General features: G+C 34.8%; 15 protein-coding genes and 1 pseudogene. 6 read left to right on the top strand and 10 right to left on the bottom strand.

From position 1 onward, the window contains the following. Positions 1-3 precede the first annotated feature (3 nt). The 7 genes from prmC to ACLTBU_RS11055 form a co-directional block, all read right to left on the bottom strand. A complete protein-coding gene (gene prmC / locus ACLTBU_RS11085; RefSeq protein WP_412218917.1) occupies positions 4-885 on the bottom strand; it encodes a peptide chain release factor N(5)-glutamine methyltransferase in 882 nt (293 codons plus the stop codon). After that, entirely contained in the window at positions 845-1,789 is a 945-nt protein-coding gene (locus ACLTBU_RS11080) for a DUF1385 domain-containing protein (protein ID WP_412218915.1), read from the bottom strand. Before ACLTBU_RS11080 ends, prmC begins: the two co-directional genes overlap by 41 nt. A 77-nt stretch (positions 1,790-1,866) precedes the next feature. Further along, the gene (gene rpmE, locus ACLTBU_RS11075) at positions 1,867-2,067 is read right to left on the bottom strand and encodes a 50S ribosomal protein L31 (protein WP_177670247.1); all 201 of its coding nucleotides are present in this window, start codon (positions 2,065-2,067) and stop codon (positions 1,867-1,869) included. A 106-nt stretch (positions 2,068-2,173) separates the two neighbouring features. Continuing rightward, positions 2,174-3,499, bottom strand: a complete 1,326-nt coding sequence (gene rho / locus ACLTBU_RS11070) for a transcription termination factor Rho (protein ID WP_177670249.1) — start codon at positions 3,497-3,499, stop codon at positions 2,174-2,176. 200 nt (positions 3,500-3,699) lie between these two features. Continuing rightward, positions 3,700-4,188: an acetolactate synthase small subunit gene (ilvN, locus tag ACLTBU_RS11065; protein ID WP_249331555.1), complete on the bottom strand. Its 489-nt coding sequence runs from the start codon at positions 4,186-4,188 to the stop codon at positions 3,700-3,702. A 200-nt stretch (positions 4,189-4,388) separates the two neighbouring features. Beyond that, positions 4,389-6,770: a Lon protease family protein gene (locus tag ACLTBU_RS11060; protein ID WP_412218913.1), complete on the bottom strand. Its 2,382-nt coding sequence runs from the start codon at positions 6,768-6,770 to the stop codon at positions 4,389-4,391. Between the two features lie 27 nt (positions 6,771-6,797). Then, positions 6,798-8,216, bottom strand: a complete 1,419-nt coding sequence (locus tag ACLTBU_RS11055; protein ID WP_412218912.1) for a hypothetical protein — start codon at positions 8,214-8,216, stop codon at positions 6,798-6,800. Positions 8,217-8,579: 363 nt separating this feature from the next. On the opposite strand from ACLTBU_RS11055, the gene speD reads away from it, so the two are divergent. The 5 genes and pseudogenes from speD (at position 8,580) to ACLTBU_RS11030 (ending at position 12,889) form a co-directional block, all read left to right on the top strand. Continuing rightward, positions 8,580-9,410 (top strand): adenosylmethionine decarboxylase, encoded by an 831-nt coding sequence (gene speD / locus ACLTBU_RS11050; RefSeq protein ID WP_330597575.1) that lies wholly within the window; start codon positions 8,580-8,582, stop codon positions 9,408-9,410. A 3-nt stretch (positions 9,411-9,413) separates the two neighbouring features. Beyond that, positions 9,414-10,778: pseudogene (locus ACLTBU_RS11045) on the top strand (aminotransferase class I/II-fold pyridoxal phosphate-dependent enzyme); the annotation flags it as partial. 84 nt (positions 10,779-10,862) lie between these two features. Continuing rightward, entirely contained in the window at positions 10,863-11,717 is an 855-nt protein-coding gene (gene speE, locus ACLTBU_RS11040) for a polyamine aminopropyltransferase (protein WP_334299073.1), read from the top strand. Further along, positions 11,710-12,573 (top strand): agmatinase, encoded by an 864-nt coding sequence (gene speB, locus ACLTBU_RS11035; RefSeq protein ID WP_412218910.1) that lies wholly within the window; start codon positions 11,710-11,712, stop codon positions 12,571-12,573. The genes speE and speB overlap by 8 nt, the downstream gene beginning before the upstream one ends. Positions 12,574-12,631: 58 nt before the next feature. Then, positions 12,632-12,889, top strand: coding sequence for a heavy metal-binding domain-containing protein (locus tag ACLTBU_RS11030; protein WP_177670258.1), 258 nt, complete (start codon positions 12,632-12,634; stop codon positions 12,887-12,889). A 60-nt stretch (positions 12,890-12,949) separates the two neighbouring features. Here the strand turns inward: ACLTBU_RS11030 and ACLTBU_RS11025 are convergent, their stop codons facing one another. Further along, positions 12,950-13,885: an alpha/beta fold hydrolase gene (locus tag ACLTBU_RS11025; RefSeq protein WP_177670260.1), complete on the bottom strand. Its 936-nt coding sequence runs from the start codon at positions 13,883-13,885 to the stop codon at positions 12,950-12,952. 106 nt (positions 13,886-13,991) lie between these two features. Beyond that, positions 13,992-14,981 (bottom strand): diaminopimelate dehydrogenase, encoded by a 990-nt coding sequence (locus tag ACLTBU_RS11020; RefSeq protein ID WP_177670261.1) that lies wholly within the window; start codon positions 14,979-14,981, stop codon positions 13,992-13,994. Positions 14,982-15,191: 210 nt separating this feature from the next. On the opposite strand from ACLTBU_RS11020, the gene ACLTBU_RS11015 reads away from it, so the two are divergent. After that, positions 15,192-16,274 carry a hypothetical protein gene (locus ACLTBU_RS11015; RefSeq protein ID WP_412218907.1) on the top strand — a complete coding sequence of 361 codons (1,083 nt, stop codon included), beginning with the start codon at positions 15,192-15,194 and terminating at the stop codon, positions 16,272-16,274. A gap of 88 nt (positions 16,275-16,362) precedes the next feature. On the opposite strand, the gene lysS is transcribed toward ACLTBU_RS11015, so the two are convergent. Continuing rightward, positions 16,363-17,847 (bottom strand): lysine--tRNA ligase, encoded by a 1,485-nt coding sequence (gene lysS / locus ACLTBU_RS11010; RefSeq protein ID WP_249331550.1) that lies wholly within the window; start codon positions 17,845-17,847, stop codon positions 16,363-16,365. Between the last annotated feature and the right edge of the window lie 33 nt (positions 17,848-17,880).

Below are 17,880 nucleotides of genomic sequence, written 5' to 3'. Positions count from 1 at the left end.
TATTTATAATTTCATGCCTATAACAACTCTGTCTTTTCCAGCTAAATCTTGTATAAGCTTAATGTTATAAAAACCTTCTCGCTTAAGAATGTTACATACATCTTCGCCTTGTAGATATCCTATTTCATAGGCTAATAAACCATTTTTCTTAAGGTACTTTTTACCTTCTTTAGTAATTTCACGATAAAACTTAAGGCCATCGCCTTCATCAGTTAGCGCTTTACGAGGCTCATGCTCTTTTACTTCTCCCATAAGCCCTTTACACTCGTCAAATGTAATATATGGCGGATTAGACACAATAAGATCTAGACTTTCTTCTTCTCCATCATAATCCTTAAAGACATCACTTTGCAAGAGGGTAATATGTTCCTCTAACTGATGCGCTTTTACGTTTTTCTTTGCTACTGCAAGTGCATTTTCACAAATATCTATCGCTGTTATGTTCAGCCCTTTTATGTAGTGCACAAGTGATACACTAATACATCCTGAACCTACGCCTACTTCTACTGCTTTTTCAACTCTATTTTGTTTGCTGTATTCTATAATTGTTTCTACTAACGTTTCTGTATCCTGTCTCGGAATGAGAACACGCTCATCTACATAAAATTCTAGTCCCATAAATTCTTGACTTTTTGTAATGTATTGAAGAGGTATCCCTTGAATACGTTTTGCAATCATATACATATAAGACTCTTTAATATGATCTGCAACTTCATCATTGCCATGAAGAATCAGTTCGCTTGATGTACACTGTAGTAAATAAAGTGCAAGTAGTCTTGCATCAATAGTAGCATCCATCTTTTCATAGCTTTCAAGGACATTTCTACCCATTGCAATAAGCTGATTAACAGTTACATTTTTTGGCTGATCCTTCAGCATGCTCATTATCTAAAACTCCTTTTATCGCAGCAATAGCTACTTCTATTTGCTCATCATCTGGTTCAATCGTTGTAAATTCTCTTTGAAGCCACATACCTGGTTTACTTAAAAGCTCTGCAAGCTTGTTACTATCTGCTTTTCTAGCCCATCTAATAAATTCATAAGAAATACCTGCAACAACTGGTACCATTACAATACGGGTAACCATTCTAAGCCATACATTTTGTGTTGTAAATAAGCTAAATACTAGAATACTTACAATCATAACGACAAAAAGGAAACTTGTCCCGCAACTTTTATGAAGTCTTGTACATGACCTTACATTTTCTACTGTAAGCTCTTTTTCCTGTTCTAAACAGTTAATCGTTTTATGTTCTGCACCATGATATTGGAAAGTTCGCTGAATATCTTTCATACAAGTTACAAGTTTCATGTAACCTAAGAAAATAAAAATCCTAAGTGCACCTTCAACGAGGTTCAGTAAAAAGGAAGAGTTAATAAAGTTCTTAAATAAAGTACTAATAAGCATTGGCAGAACCATAAAGATACCAATTGCTAATACAAAAGAAATACACATAGTTGCACCAATTAAAAACTTCTCAGCTTTATCTCCTAACTTCTCCATAAGCCATTTTTCAAACTTACTTTCTTCCACTTCTTCTTCGTCTCCAAAGATTTCTGCAGAATAACTTAGTGTTTTCACACCTAATGTTAAGGATTCTATAAATACTGCAATACCTCGTAAAATCGGTAATCTTAGCACTTTATAGCGGTCTAGGATACTCTTTGTGTCTTGTACATCTACTTCAATCTCACCATCTGGTTTTCTTACAGCTACGGCGTATAACTTTCTTCCCTTCATCATAACGCCTTCAATAACTGCTTGACCCCCTATATCTGTCCTTGCCATACTGCACCTCCTTAAATAAAATAATCTATAAATAAAAAAAGAGTTGAGACCATCCTCTCAACCCCTCTTGTTTACGATTATTGAACGTTGTATTTTCTGTTGAATTTGTCAATTCTACCTTTAGCTTGTGCAGCTCTTTGTTTACCTGTATAGAAAGGATGACAGTTTGAGCAAACCTCTACACGGATGTCAGATTTTGTTGAACGTGTTTTGATTACGTTACCACAGTTACAAACTACTTCTAATTCTTCATATTTTGGTTGGATTTCTTTATTCATGCTATTCACCTCTTTCATAGTACTTTCTATGTTAATTTATACGTTAACAATACTATTATGACAACGTTAGTATTATATCATGTCTTTTTTTAAATTGCAAGGTTTATTAATAATCGTTTTTCAGCATTTTTTCTGTAAAAATTTTGTTTGTTGGATACTTGATCATCTTATTAATAAGGTCCTCTGTAACTTCTGCAGAATTACCACGACTCATCTCTCTTCGAATATTGTAAGCTACATTAGCCTCATCATTACTTAAAAGAAGATCATCTCTTCTTGTTCCAGACTTATAGATATCAATTGCTGGAAAGATTCTGCGTTCTGATAAGGTTCTATCTAATACAAGTTCCATATTGCCTGTTCCTTTGAATTCTTCAAAGATAACATCATCCATTTTACTTCCTGTTTCTACAAGTGCTGTCCCAAGAATGGTTAAACTTCCACCATTTTCTATCTTACGCGCTGCTCCAAAGAATTTTTTTGGCATATGAAGTGCAGCTGGATCCAGTCCACCTGATAAAGTCCTTCCACTTGGTGGAATAGTAAGGTTATACGCTCTTGCCATACGTGTAATACTATCTAACAGAATAACAAGGTCTTTTCCCTGTTCGACCATACGTTTTGCACGCTCTAGTACCATTTCCACTACTTGTTTATGGTGTTCTGGCGGCTCATCAAATGTAGAAGCAATAACTTGTACATCTTGTCCTTCTATACTTCTTCTAATATCGGTTACTTCTTCTGGCCTCTCATCTATAAGTACTACAATAAGAGAGACATCTTTATGATTGTGTGTGATAGCATTAGCAATATGCTTTAAGAGAATTGTTTTCCCTGCTTTAGGTGGTGCTACAATAAGCCCTCTTTGACCTTTTCCTATTGGGGCAATAATGTCAATGATACGCGTCGATAATACACTCTCATCATATTCTAAAGACAGTCTTTGATTTGGAAATACTGGCGTAAGCGTTTCAAAGTTAGGACGGTATTTAGCCTTTTCTGGTCTGTCACCGTTTACTTTATGCACATAGAGTAAGGCTCCTGCTTTCTCTCCCTCTTTAGGTCTACGCATATCCCCTTCAATCCAGTCGCCTGTTTTAAGATTAAAACGTCGAATCTGTGAAATTGATAGATAAATGTCATCATCACCGCGCATAAAATTACGTGCACGTAAAAAACCATAGCCGTCTGGCATAATTTCCAAAATGCCGGCGCCTACCATACGGTCTTGTCTACTGATTTTGATTTCTTCTTCATCTTCTATTAAATTTTCCACTTCAATAGGTTCTGGGATGATTTCAGATTGGATTTCCTGAGATGGGGTAAGTGCTTCAATGAGTTCAGCTTTCTTAAGCTTACTAATATTCTTAAGGCCTTTTTCTTTTGCAAGTTCTCTTAACTGAGCTAATGTCATGTCTTGAATTGTATCCATTCAAACTAGCTCCTTTTAATTCTATAGTATTTTTAATTAGTGTAGCATATTTATGCGTTTATTTACAAGGATATTTTTACCATATCTTCCTTTTAAAACATTTTATAGATTTCTTTTATCTCTTCCTATTAAAAGTGACATTGTCTTAGAAAATGTCGCCAAATTCCTTCAATAATATTCTTCTTAATAAAAAAACTTCTTTATATATGCTGATTACCCCTTTGAAGTGCAATTACACCAGTACGCACACTTTCAACAATCTCAAAAGGTCTTACTACATCTATAAAAGCATCTATCATATCTTTACTGTTACAGATTTCGAATACAATAACCTCTGTATCAATATCAATGACTTTTACACTATATATCTCAGTAAGTTCTTTAATCTTATTGCATAATTCAGGTTTTAGAGTCACTTTAACAAGGGCAAGTTCACGAATAATATCTTGCTTGCTATCAAGTACCTCAACTTTTTTAATATCAATAAGTTTCTCTACCTGTTTTTGAATTTGATAGAGAGAATTTTCATCTTCTGTTACAGAAATAGTAATTCTAGAAATATTTTTTTCATGTGTCTCCTCTCCTGTAAAACTATTTAAATTAAATCCTCTTCTTGTGAATAAACCCGCAATACGCGCAACAACACCATAGTTATTCTCAACCAATACGGAAAGTATAGTATTTTTCATGGAACATCTCCTTTTCCAATTTTCATTTAGAATATTATACCATAGTATGTATTTTTCATTCTATTTATTTTATTTCTATAAATTTATTGTTCATTACTTTCTTCCCCTACAGCGGCTTGTTCACACCAATTTCTTTTGGCCTATACATAAAGAAAAGGGCCGTTGCCACGCAACAGCCCTTACTTCTTGTTATAAGACGTTTATTTTACTTTTTTCTTAATTCGTATTGGCTTATTTTGTCCTTCACCACTGTAAGCTTTCAATTTACATGCCACACGTTCTTCAACCTGCGCTGCCGGTACGCCTGTCAGAATTTCTATTCCTTCTTTAAAGGAACTAATTGCATAAATATGAAATCTTCCCTGCTCAACTGCTTCTATTACCTCTTCATCTAGCACTAAGTCTTTTTGATTTTGTTTTGGAATAATAACACCTTGTTTTCCCGTTAAGCCTTTTTGCTTACAAATTCTATAAAATCCTTCTATCTTATCATTGACGCCTCCTACAGGTTGAATCTGCCCATATTGATTAATAGAGCCTGTTACAGCAACCCCTTGCCTAATAGGAACTTGTGATAAGCTTGATAAAATAGCATACAATTCCGCACTAGATGCACTATCTCCGTCTATTCCCCCATAACTCTGCTCAAAGCAAATCTTCCCACACAATGAAAGAGGATAATCTTGTGCAAAATAATTACCTAGAAAGCCTGTAATAATTTGAACCCCCTTTGAATGAATACTTCCACTCAGTCCAACTGCACCTTCAATATCTGCTACACCACTTTTCCCCCTATAAGTTGTAGCAGTAATACGAACAGGCTTACCAAACATAAAGTCCCCCACATCATATACAGCTAATCCATTAACCTGCCCTATTTTCTTTCCACCTACATCAAGCAGATAGATATTCTTTGCATATTTTTCTTCTATATTTTTCTGTAAGGTTTCTTTAAAAAGTGTCTTAACCCTTCTTGCCTTCACAATATGTTCTTTTGTAATAAGGTCTTTACTAAAAACACTTGCTTCTCTTATTAAGTCTGTAACAGGTTGTATATTGGCACTCATTTTTTCTTGACTTTCAGCTAACCTATGACTATATTCTGCCAAGACTAATACACCTTCATAGCTTACATCTGGCAAATGTTCTTTATTACAAAAAGCTTTTATCTGGCTTGCAAATCGTAAGAGTGAAGTCTTATCTCCATCTATAGTATCTTTAAAATCGATATTCATTTTAAATAAATCTTTAAAAGTTGCATCCATATCACAAAGCACACGGTATACTTCATAATCACCAATTAAAATCACCTTAAAATCTACAGGAACAGGTGGTGGTAACATACCTAAACTCGTTGTAATATTAGAAATCGCTAAACTCTCTACATTAACTTCTCCTGTCTTAAGTGTTCTTCTAATAACTTCAAAAGACCCTGGATAATCTAAAAGATCATTAACATATAACAGTAGATATCCACCATTAGCTTCATGTAAAAGACCTGCACTAATGTTATTAAAATCTACACGGTTTAGCGTTAACTCTGTATCTACCTTTATCTTACCTACTAGTCTAGCAAAGCTTAAATCTCTTGCTGTAACTACTGGTGCACCTTGAAGCTGGCTATTATCTACAAGTACATTGATATCATAATGACCTACACGTTCTCCTACCTTGTTACTCCCTAACCATGGAAAAATACTTTTTATATCCTGGTTTTCTGCAGACTGTGAATCACTAAAAATAGAGATATCTTCTAATATATCTTGTAAAATTTCATCTAGATACTCTTTAATCACTTCGTATTTCCCATATACTTCTTTCAGATGTTTAATAAAATAGCCTACTTCATGAAGAACAATCTCTTCACTAATATCATTCATATATTGACTATACTCTTTTTCTGCATCTCTAATATCTGCAAGTACTTGTTCTGCCATCTCTGAAAGTCTATCAATATTTTCCTCAATCTCTTGCTTTGTAGTTTGGTCTAGAAGTTCATACTGTTCCATTGAAATAGGGTTTTCTTCCTTATCAAGAGGAATAAACCCTAAACCTTCTTGAGTTAACTTAACAATAAAGCCTTGCTCTTTTGCATAGCTCTTAAGTTCTCCTAATATTTGTTCCTTTTTACTATCTAATTTATCTATTAAATGCTGCCTTTTTCTCTCTGCTTCAACACTATCTAATTTAGCACCTAATCCATCTATAAGAAACTGTCTAAATTCTTTCATATCCTCTTTAAAACGTATACTTTCGCCTGGCTGCATACGAATCACTCTAGGTGTGGAAGGGTTTTTAAAATTATAAATATAGCATATATCCTGAGGGACAGCCTTTTCACCAGCTTGTTTTTCTAACCTTGCTTTTACGTATTCATAAATTGTCTTTTGGTCTACTCCAGATATATACATGTTGTAGCCTCTTGCACCTAATTGCAAACCAAACTCTAGTGCCATAAGCGCATTGTCCTGATCAATAATGCTCTCATCTGGTTGGATTTCATCTGTTGTTTTAAAATTAAAACCTGTATTGAGATAGGAGATTTTAAGATCCTCCCGCCTTAGTTCTAAGTTATTTTTCATAGTGACCCCCCCATACTTACACTATATTCAGAACGGCTTATACGCTTTACAAATTTCCTTCAAAATTGACATTTTTTCCAGATTATTTTGGGGTACAAACACAAAAAGTACAGGAGCCGAAGACCCATTAGGTAAAATATATTTCACTATAGCCTCTTCTCCTTCTTGAATCTCTCCCAAAAAACTAGCTTCTCCTTTTCCTTTTAAACATCCCTTATTAGGCATGGCATAAACTTTACCATTCCACATAAGCGCCCCTCTAAATACATCCCCTCTTGGATTAAATACTACAAAGGTATCTTTCACCGCTTTTAAATGAAGTTCATACTCCATACCAAAGTTCCCCTTATTATAGACCTCTTTACCTAATACCTCATCAAACCCTATTAGAAATTCTTCCATCCCTTCTCCTATGGAAAAATAGGCTAATTCTGTGTCTAAATCTATATAATAGATTTTTTTCATAGTCTCAAATGTTCCCCTTATGTGCTGATCTTTTGCACAATAATGCCTATATGTTTCGAAGTTATCCCCATTTTCTACACATAATACCTGCCATTTAACTTTATCCTCTGTATGAAAATCTATATAACTCGATAGGGCATCCCCCCTTTTCCAAGGTAGCTCCTGCTTATAAATAATTCCTGTCTGCCCTGCTGGCAAATCATAAACGACCTCTCTTGTCTGGTTATCCCAATAATCTAATAGAAGCTGCTCACCTACATAAAGCACATCCTCACTAGGTCCCTTTATAGCATAATTATTAATATGGATTCTCTGTTTCTCCTTACTTAAATTGGTTACTAAAATCATCATTCTATAATCTTTACCATCCTTCATATCATGAAGATGGTGCATAAGAAGTCTTCCTGTTCCATTACTTATTCCCTCATATAAAATTCCTTTTTCTTTGACCTTTTCCGGACTATCACTAATGATTAACTTTCCACCCACTACACCATTTCTTGTACCGGTTATTTTTTTATATAGTCTATAGTTTTCAGTTCCAAACAGATTAAACTTAGCCCCTTTTATATTTTTCTGCGCCATATAGGCTACTTCAGATTGACTATAGTTTTTAGATACTGTGATATAAGTTAGAGCTGGCTCACTCCATACCTCATGGCTATCTTTAATCTGCAATGCGACTTCATACTGACCTGGTGCAAAAAGTACTTCAGGCTTTTCAAAAACAACGTATTCTTCATCTAAAAACAGAGGTCTATAACTCCATCTCTCTTCTACCTTTTGGGTTCCATTAGGCAGCGCATATAGCGCTAAAAAATTAATTTTCTCACCACCTTCTACTTTAGCTTTTTGACTTTGAAAAGCTAAAATAAGTGGTTTAGATACGTCTAATTCTTGAGCCTTAATAGAGTCTATACATACAATTAAAAATGTCATTATAAGTAAATATAATAGATTCTTAAGCCATTTTTTCTTCATTTTTATCTATCCTATCGCTTATTTTTTTAATTAATTTTTATATTTTTTTCAAATATTATTACTTAACTCTTATACATAAAATTTATATTATTTTTTTCAGATTTTTTCATTCTTATTTTTAAACATTCTTTGTCCTTAGTACTTTTCTCATTATTATACACTTATACGCATTACATTTTATTTTATTTTGTTTAGTATTATAAAACTTTTTGTTAGATATAAGATTTTATTTTTTATAACACTATTACTAAACTACTAGTATAGGTATACAAAATTTTTTATTGCTTTTTCAAAAAGTCACCCCTATAATAGCATTTGTTAAAAAATGATTCTCACACTAAAACCAAGGAGGTCTTATTACTGATGGAACATTTAGATACACAAAAAATTAAATTACATGGCTTTAATAATCTCACAAAAACCTTGAGTTTCAACATGTATGATATTTGTTATACCCAAAAGTCCGAAGATCGTGAAGCTTATATTAATTATATTGACGAACAATATAATGCCGACAGACTTACTGAAATCCTTACGACTGTTACTGAAATTATTGGTGCCAATATTTTAAACGTTTCAAAGCAGGATTATGAACCTCAAGGTGCTAGTGTTACGATTTTAATATCAGAAAGCCCTATAGCGCCAGCTGCTTCTTTTCCAAACTGCGCAACACCTGGCCCACTGCCTGACATCGTACTAGCCCATTTAGATAAAAGTCACATTACTGTACATACTTATCCTGAATATCATCCAACTGATGGTATTAGTACCTTTAGGGCCGATATTGATGTTTCTACATGTGGTGAGATCTCTCCCCTTAAGGCCCTTAACTATCTCATCCACTGCTTTGATGCAGATATGATGACCATTGACTATAAAGTTCGTGGTTTTACTAGAGATATTACAGGCAATAAACTGTTTATTGATCATCCTATTGATTCTATCCAAAACTTTATTCCTGATCACATTAAGCATCTTTATCATATGATCGACGTTAATGTATATCAGGAAAATATATTCCACACAAAATGCAAACTAAAAAACTTTGATTTGGATAACTACTTATTTGGCTATACCAAACAAGATCTTCATCCAGGTACTGCACATCAGATTGCCAAAAAAGTTCGCAGAGAAATGGATGAAATTTTCTATGGGACTAATGTCACTGAAGCCATGTTCCCTGTGGAGGATTAGGCAATGAATCATCATCTTACTCCACTACTTACAGGTGTTATGACCTATACGAGCGAATCTATAACCCGCTTTGATGTACCAGGTCATAAAGGTGGCAAAGCACTTGATGAACTCCAAAGCTTATGGGGTGAAGACGTACTTAGAATGGATGTTAACTCTACTAAACCTGTAGATCATTTAGCCCACCCTACCGGCATCATTCTAGAAGCAGAAAAGCTTTTAGCAGATGCCTTTGAAGCAGACAATGCCTTTATGCTCGTAAATGGTTCTACCTGTGGTGTGCAGTATATGCTTATGAGTACCTTAAGCGATGGTGACAAAGTTCTCCTTCCTCGCAACGTTCACAAATCTGCTATTAACGCACTTATTCTAACAGGTGCAAAACCTGTTTTTATTGAGCCTGAAATTGATACCCATTATGGTATTGCTAATGGCATTACTGTAAGTAGCGTCAAGCACGCTTTTGACCTCAATGATGATATTAAGGCTATACTAGTCATTCACCCTACTTACTTTGGAGCCATATCAGAACTTGAGGCTATTATTCAACTTGCTCACGAGAAAGGTGTTCCTGTGCTTGTAGATCAAGCTCATGGTGCTCACTTTCCTTTTCATCCTGAGCTACCTGATAATGCATGCAAGCTAGGCGCTGATCTAGTCACAGTTAGTATGCACAAAACAGGAGGTTCTCTTACCCAATCTTCTGTTTTACTCCATAACGATGGACTAATCGATAAACTGAAAGTACGCTCCACCATTAATCTGATGCAGACTACATCTGCTTCTTATCTGCTGATGTGTTCTCTGGACTATGCTCGTCATAAACTTGCTACCGAGGGTCATATTTTATTCCATGAGCTGATTAATCTTACCAAGCATACGAAAACACAAATTAATCAAATTCCGGGTTTTCAGTGTATGGATGCCGCTCACCACTTCGACCCTTTACGACTACTTATCCGTGTAAGTGATTTGGGCGTTTCAGGTTTTTATATTTATGATTTGCTTGCAAGTGACTACAACATTCAACTCGAACTAGCCGAGCCTCACGTTGTACTTGCTATTATTTCACTAGCAGACACTAAAGAAAGCCTATCTACTTTAGTTTCTGCCTTAAAAGACATTAGCAGGAAGCTTTATACTGGCTCTCTTCCATCTAGTCTTAACACTACCCCAGTAGTCTCCTTGCACAACAAACTTCTTCTTACACCAAGAGAAGCTTACTACCATCCTAAAAAGCTAATCTCTATTGATGAAGCTGATGGTCTGATAAGCGGAGAATCTATTATGATTTATCCACCAGGTATTCCACTTATTATCCCTGGTGAGATGATTACCAAACCACTTATTGAGTATTATCACTATTTACAAAAACAAGATACTGTCATCTTGAATGCTACAGATAATCTTAATCACATTCTTGTATTAGACAGTAGTCAGGAGGAAAATATGATTGATTTATGGTATACAGAAAACCACCAAGAGGATACTAAATTCTCTATCAAAGTTAAGTCACACTTACACTCTGAAAAAAGTGCTTTTCAACAGATTGACTTCTTTGAAAGTGATACATTCGGCAAGTTCTTTACATTAGATGGGTTAATGATGGTAACAGAAAAAGATGAATTCATCTATCACGATATGATTACACACGTACCTATGGCAGTTAATCCAGAAATCAAAAAAGTACTCATTATCGGTGGAGGTGATGGGGGAACTGCCCGTGAAATTTTACGTTATAAGAGCATTGAAAAGGTAGATATGGTTGAAATTGATGAACGTGTTGTACGCCTTTGTCAAAAATACATCCCACAAACTGCTTGCAAACTTGATGCTGATCCAAGGCTTTGCCTCCATTTTGAAGATGGGCTCAAATTTGTTCAAGATGCAAAAGATGCTAGCTATGATCTTATCCTAGTAGACTCTACAGATCCAATCGGACCTGGTGAAGGGTTATTCACTTACGATTTTTATAACAACTGCAAGCGCGTTTTAAGCGAAGTTGGTATTCTTATTAATCAACACGAGAGCCCTTACTACGATTCTTACGCTCATGAAATGAAACGTGCGCACTCCAAAATTAAAGATACATTCCCAATTGCACAAGTTTACCAATTCCATATGCCAACTTATCCTTCAGGTCACTGGCTCTTTGGATTCGCTTCTAAGAAATTCCATCCTCTAGAAGATCTTAAAGCAGATGCTTGGAATGCATTCGGGCTTCATACACGTTATTATAATACAGACCTACATAAAGGTGCTTTTATGCTTCCAACCTACGTTAAGGAGAGCTTAGAAAATGCATAATATTTCTACTACATCTAGTTTTATTGGATTTGACCAAGAATATGACACTTCTCCTGTTGTTTTAGTTGGTATTCCCTTTGACGGGACAACAAGCTTTAGACCCGGAACACGTTTTGCACCCGCTGTAGTTAGGCCCGATTCCTACGGGCTTGAAACTTATTCTCCTTACCTAGACTTAGATATGGAAGATTACAACCTCTGTGACTTAGGAGATATAGAACTTCCTTTTGGAAATACAACGAAAGCACTTAATACGATATACAAAACTTTTGCTCAAATTATAAAAGACGGAAAACGTCCTTTAACGATAGGTGGGGAACACTTAGTTTCTCTTCCTATTATTGAGGCATTTAGCAAGATTTATCCTGATTTATGTATTATCCACTTTGATGCTCATACAGATTTACGTGAGGATTATATGGGTGAATCGCTTTCTCATGCTTCTGTTATAAGACGCGCTTGGGACATACTAGGTGATAATCGTATTTTCCAATTTGGTATACGTTCTGGCACTAAAGTAGAATTTGACTGGTCCAAATCTCATACCTATCTTCAACCATTTAATCTAGATAGTCTAGAGGAAATTATTATTCAACTTCAGAATCGTCCTGTTTATATTACAATTGATTTAGATGTACTTGATCCTTCCATATTCCCAGGAACAGGTACACCTGAACCTGGTGGTATTGATTTTAATACACTTATCTTTGCTATTAAGCAGTTCACAAAACTTAATCATATAGTGGGCGCAGATGTGGTAGAACTCTCTCCTCACTATGATATATCAGGCGTATCTACTGCTACATGCTGTAAAGTTATCCGTGAAATGTCGCTCCTTCTTAGTCATAAGCAATAATTTTTAATACCTAGGCATATACTATCTAAAAAGATTGCTTATTAAAGGAGTATTCGTGATGCAGCTTACTACTACTCATTCTATTGAAAATCAAGAATTAGAATTATTAGGCCTTGTAAAAGGCCTATCTTCTGCTGGAGAACAAGCTTTTGATGAAGCTTTAAAAAGTCTTCAAGAAGAAGCTACGCGCATTAAAGCTGATGCCGTTATAGGTATTCAGTGCAGTATATGCCCCTCCTCAAATAACCAAACACAAATGCTTGTCTATGGTACTGCTGTTAAGTTTAGAGTCTCTACAGACCTCCAGCAGTTCTAACCTCCTTTCCAAATCCAAAAGGCTGCCAGCTAACTCACTTGCAAGTTAGCTGGCAGCCTTTTATCTTTCTATTAAACTATCTAACCATTTCACTACATCTTCCATAACTTCTTTTCTATTTATTTCATTAAACATCTCATGTCTGCCTTCTTGATAAAGCTTATAGGTTACATTTTTTATTCCTACTTTTTCATAATCTTTTACAAGGTCATAAATCCCTTTTCCATTTCTGCCAACAGGGTCTTTATCTCCTGCAAAAATATAAATAGGTAAATCTAATGGAATACTTTTCTTGTTTTCTAATGACCCAACATACTTAAGCCCTGTAAGAAAATCTTCGAAAAATCCTGCTGTAAAAACACTTCCACAATATGGGTCCTCTATGTATTTATCTACTTCTTTCTCATCTCTTGAAAGCCAGTCAAATGATGTGCGGTTAGGCTTAAACTGTTTATTATACGTTCCAAATATAAGTTTGTCCATCTCAGGACTTTTTGTATTTCTTCCTTTTTTCTTAACTTCTTGTTTAGCTACCCATAAACCTATATCTAAAATGAAACCTTGTTTACCATTGGTTCCAGAAAGAATAACACCATCTAGTTCTTTTCCATATCTCATAATATAAGCTTGTGCAACAAAAGACCCCATACTATGAGAAAGTAAAAATAAAGGCAACTGTGGATTTTCTTTTTTTATTAGCTGAGTCAAACGATATAAATCTTTAACTAAACATTTAAAGCCTTCTTTTTCTGCTAGAATACCTATATCTTCTAAGCCTTTAGCCGTTCTTCCATGGCCTCTATGATCATGGGCGTAAACAATGTATCCTCTATCTGTTAGGTAATTTGCTACACGTTCATAGCGGTGAGCCCCTTCAGCCATCCCATGTGCAATTTGCACAATTCCTTTTACACCAATTTCTGGATCAGGTAACCATCTATAGGCATACACTTGCACCTGTTCTTCTCCTATGAAAGTAAAATTTTCACTAATCACGTTATAACCTCCTCTAGCTCTATATATCTACTTTTATTATAATCCCCTTATTTATAAAAACAAATAAAAAAGAGTTATTAGGCTTCCTAATAACTCTTTTAAAATCTTATAATAAGTCTCTCATAAGTTCTAAGTTTGATTTTGCTGAAAGGTAAGATAATGGTACATCAAATACGGATTTAGCACCTTTCATACCTTCTTTATTCATTCTTACAGCAGCTCTAGCGTATGCTACAAGTACATTAGCTGTAAATTGTGGATTACTATCAAGTTTAAGTGAGAATTCAATGATTTGTTTGTTTTCTTCTTCTAAACCTGTTACACCAGTTCTAAATACAAATCCACCATGTGGCATTTTAGAGTGGTTAGCTTTTAATTCTTCTTCACTTACAAAGTTAACAATTGTATCATAATCTGCGAAGTAGTTTGGCATTGTTTTAATTGTATTTTCAATAGCTGCAAGATCTGCACCTTCTTCAGCCACAACAAAACATTCACGAAGATGTTTTTGTCTTGTTGTAAGCTTAGGATTGTCTCCTCTTCTTACACTCTCAACTGCTTCATCCATCGGAATTGTGTATTGAATAGCATTTTTAACGCCTTCAACACGGCGTAATGCATCTGAGTGACCTTGACTTACACCTTTGCCCCAGAATGTGTAGTCTTCTCCAACTGGTAAGATTGCACCTGACATCATACGGATCATAGAAAAGAGACCTGGATCCCAACCTACTGAGATAATGCTTGTTGTACCAGCTTCTAGTGCTTTTTCATTTACACTTTCAAAGTACTCTGGAATTCTTGCATGTGTATCAAAACTATCAATTGTATTGAAGTTAGCTGCAAGTTCTGGACCTTGTACTGGTAAATCTGTAGCTGAACCACCACATAAAATCATTACATCAATGATACCTTTATAATTTAATAAAGCGTCCATATGCTCCACTTTTGCTGTTGCTGTTTCAATCGTAAGTGTCTCTGGCGCCCTTCTTGTGAAAACAGCTACAAGTTCCATATCTGGACTTTGTGTAATAGCTGCCTCTACGCCACGACCAATATTACCATATCCTACGATACCTACTTTAATTGTACTCATTCTCGTTCCTCCTCTATTTTTACTTGTATGTAAATGTTATTTATCTTATTCGAATTAGTAGTTTTATTTAGAACTACTAAATTAAGTATAAGCCTTTTTATCTTTCTTTGTCAATAATCTTTATCATTTAAACTAAAAATTTTATATTTACCTTTATCGTATTTTTAGTTATTATAGACTTAGATGTCAGAACAAGGTGGTGAAAATATAATGGATTTTATAGTAATGACCCCCGGTGAAAAACTTCGATTATTCCGCAGAAAATATAATTTAAGACAAGATGATTTAGCAGGTAAAAATATGACGCGTAATACTATTAGCATGATTGAAACCAATAAAATCTCTTTGACCCCAAGTACAGCAGAAGCTATTCTTACTAACTTTCACAATGCATGCTTACAAAAAAATAAAACATGTACACTCTCACTTAATGAATTACTCAATTCTGCTCAATCACAGGCTCGTGCACTTGCCCTACAGTTTATTAGCTCTCTTCAAGCTGATAATACTCTTATATCGCTATCTTTTAAAAATGGTAACTATGCGAATATGCTACTCCTACTTGAGGAACATAATCTCCCACTTGAAAAAGCTCTCCTCTATGATACCATTGGCAGTTATTATATGCGTCACCATGACTATACTGAAGCTTATACTTATTATTCACAAGCCTTTAACTCGGTTCCTAAACAATCTTATTCAGATACTTTTGCAAATCTTACGTCTCACCTTATACAATGTTGTTACAAAACAGAGCGCTTCTTGCCTCTTGTAAACTACTGCCTTATTTTTTTTCATTATGATCATTTACCTAATATAGATCTAATCTTTGAACTTAAATATAATATGATACTTGCTTATTATCATCTAGAATACTACGAAAAAGCTTTACAAGAATTAAACACTTCAATGCTTCTTCTGTCAGACAACTTGTCTCTTCACTCTGATAAACCTACTAGACTACTACTTTTAAAAATTTACTGCCTTAAAGCATTCCATCGCTATGATGATGCTCTTAATAGTTATCAACAAATCCTCAAATTTTATGACCTATCTTTAGAACTTCAAATTTTTGCTACATTTCCTATTATACATATTTATCTTGAACAAAATGAGTTAAATGATGGCCTTGATTTATTTCATCACTGTCTATCTCTTATTTCCACATACGAAAAAGTAAGTTATAAACAATATATTGATAGGATGTATAAGGAGCTTACTACTCTATATCATAAATTCCCTACTTCTTATAGACACTCTATTTCTATTCCTTCACTCTTTGAACATGGTTAAGACCACAGACTTTCGTTTTTATCCTCCAAGCTACATTAATCCTAACAATAAAAAGAGGTTGCTTTGGTAAGCAACCTCTTTTTATCTATTATTCATTAATTGGCTTCATTGTTGGGAATAATAATACGTCTCTAATTGAGTATGAATTAGTAATAAGCATAACTAAACGGTCAATACCAATTCCTAAACCACCTGTTGGAGGCATACCATATTCAAGTGCTGTAAGGAAGTCTTCATCCATTTCAGTTGCTTCATCATCACCAGCTGCACGAAGTTCTTCTTGGTGCATGAAACGACCTCTTTGATCGATTGGGTCATTGAGTTCTGAGAATGCATTCGCATGTTCACGACCAACGATGAATAACTCAAATCTCTCTGTGTATTCTGGATCATTTGGTTTACGTTTTGAAAGTGGTGAAATTTCTACTGGATGTTCTGTAATGAATGTTGGCTGAATAAGGTGTTCTTCTACATAATGTTCGAAGAATAAGTTTAAGATATCACCTTTACCATGATGTTTTTCAAATGCAATATGATGCTCCTTAGCAAGTAAACGTGCTTCCTCTACATCTTTAACCGCTCTAAAGTCTACTTTAGCGTATTCTTTAACTGCATCTACCATTGATAAACGTGTAAATGGTTTTTCAAGGTCGATTGTTACACCATTGTATTCTAAAACAGCACTTCCGTTAACAGCTACTGCCACGTGACGGATAAGCTCTTCTGTAAGATTCATAATATCTTCGTAATCTGCATAGGCTTGGTATAATTCAAGAAGTGTAAACTCTGGGTTATGTCTTACTGACATACCCTCATTACGGAATACTCGGCCGATTTCGTATACACGGTCAAATCCACCTACAATAAGACGTTTAAGATGTAACTCAAGTGCAATACGCATGTACATATCAATATCTAATGCATTATGGTGTGTAATGAATGGTCTAGCAGCAGCTCCACCTGCAATTGAGTGAAGCACTGGTGTTTCTACTTCTAAGAAGTTTCTTTGATCAAGGAAGCTACGGATTTCACGAATAATCATAGAACGCTTAATGAATGCATCTTTTACTTCCGGATTTACAATAAGATCAAGATAACGTTGTCTGTAACGTACTTCTGTATCTTTTAATCCATGGTATTTCTCTGGAAGGATTTGAAGACTCTTTGAAAGAAGTGTTACTTTATGTGCACGTACTGAGATTTCACCTTTTTGTGTTCTAAATACGAGACCTGTAATACCTACAATATCACCTATATCAAATTTCTTGAATTCTGCGTAATCTTCATCACCCAGTTCATCACGTCTTACATAAGACTGGATTTTACCTTTCTGATCTTGAATATGGATGAAAGAAGCCTTACCCATATCCCTTTTGGCCATAATACGACCAGCTATTGTTACATCTTTACCTTCTAATTCTTCGAAGTTATCTATAACATCTTGGCTATGTGCATTGACATCAAATTTTGTAATGTGGAATGGATCTTTACCTTTCTCTTGTAAATCCTTAAGCTTATCATGACGTACTTTAATTAATTCATTAACATTTAAACTTTGTTCTACTTCTGACAAAATATTTCCTCCTCCGTACTTCTAACTTTATCC

It is taken from the genome of Zhenhengia sp. (assembly GCF_046966505.1).
GTDB classification, from domain to species: Bacteria; Bacillota; Clostridia; order Lachnospirales; family Cellulosilyticaceae; genus Zhenhengia; species Zhenhengia yiwuensis.
The sequence above is the reverse complement of the archived record's forward strand: the minus strand, read 5'-3'. Positions and strand labels throughout refer to the sequence as shown.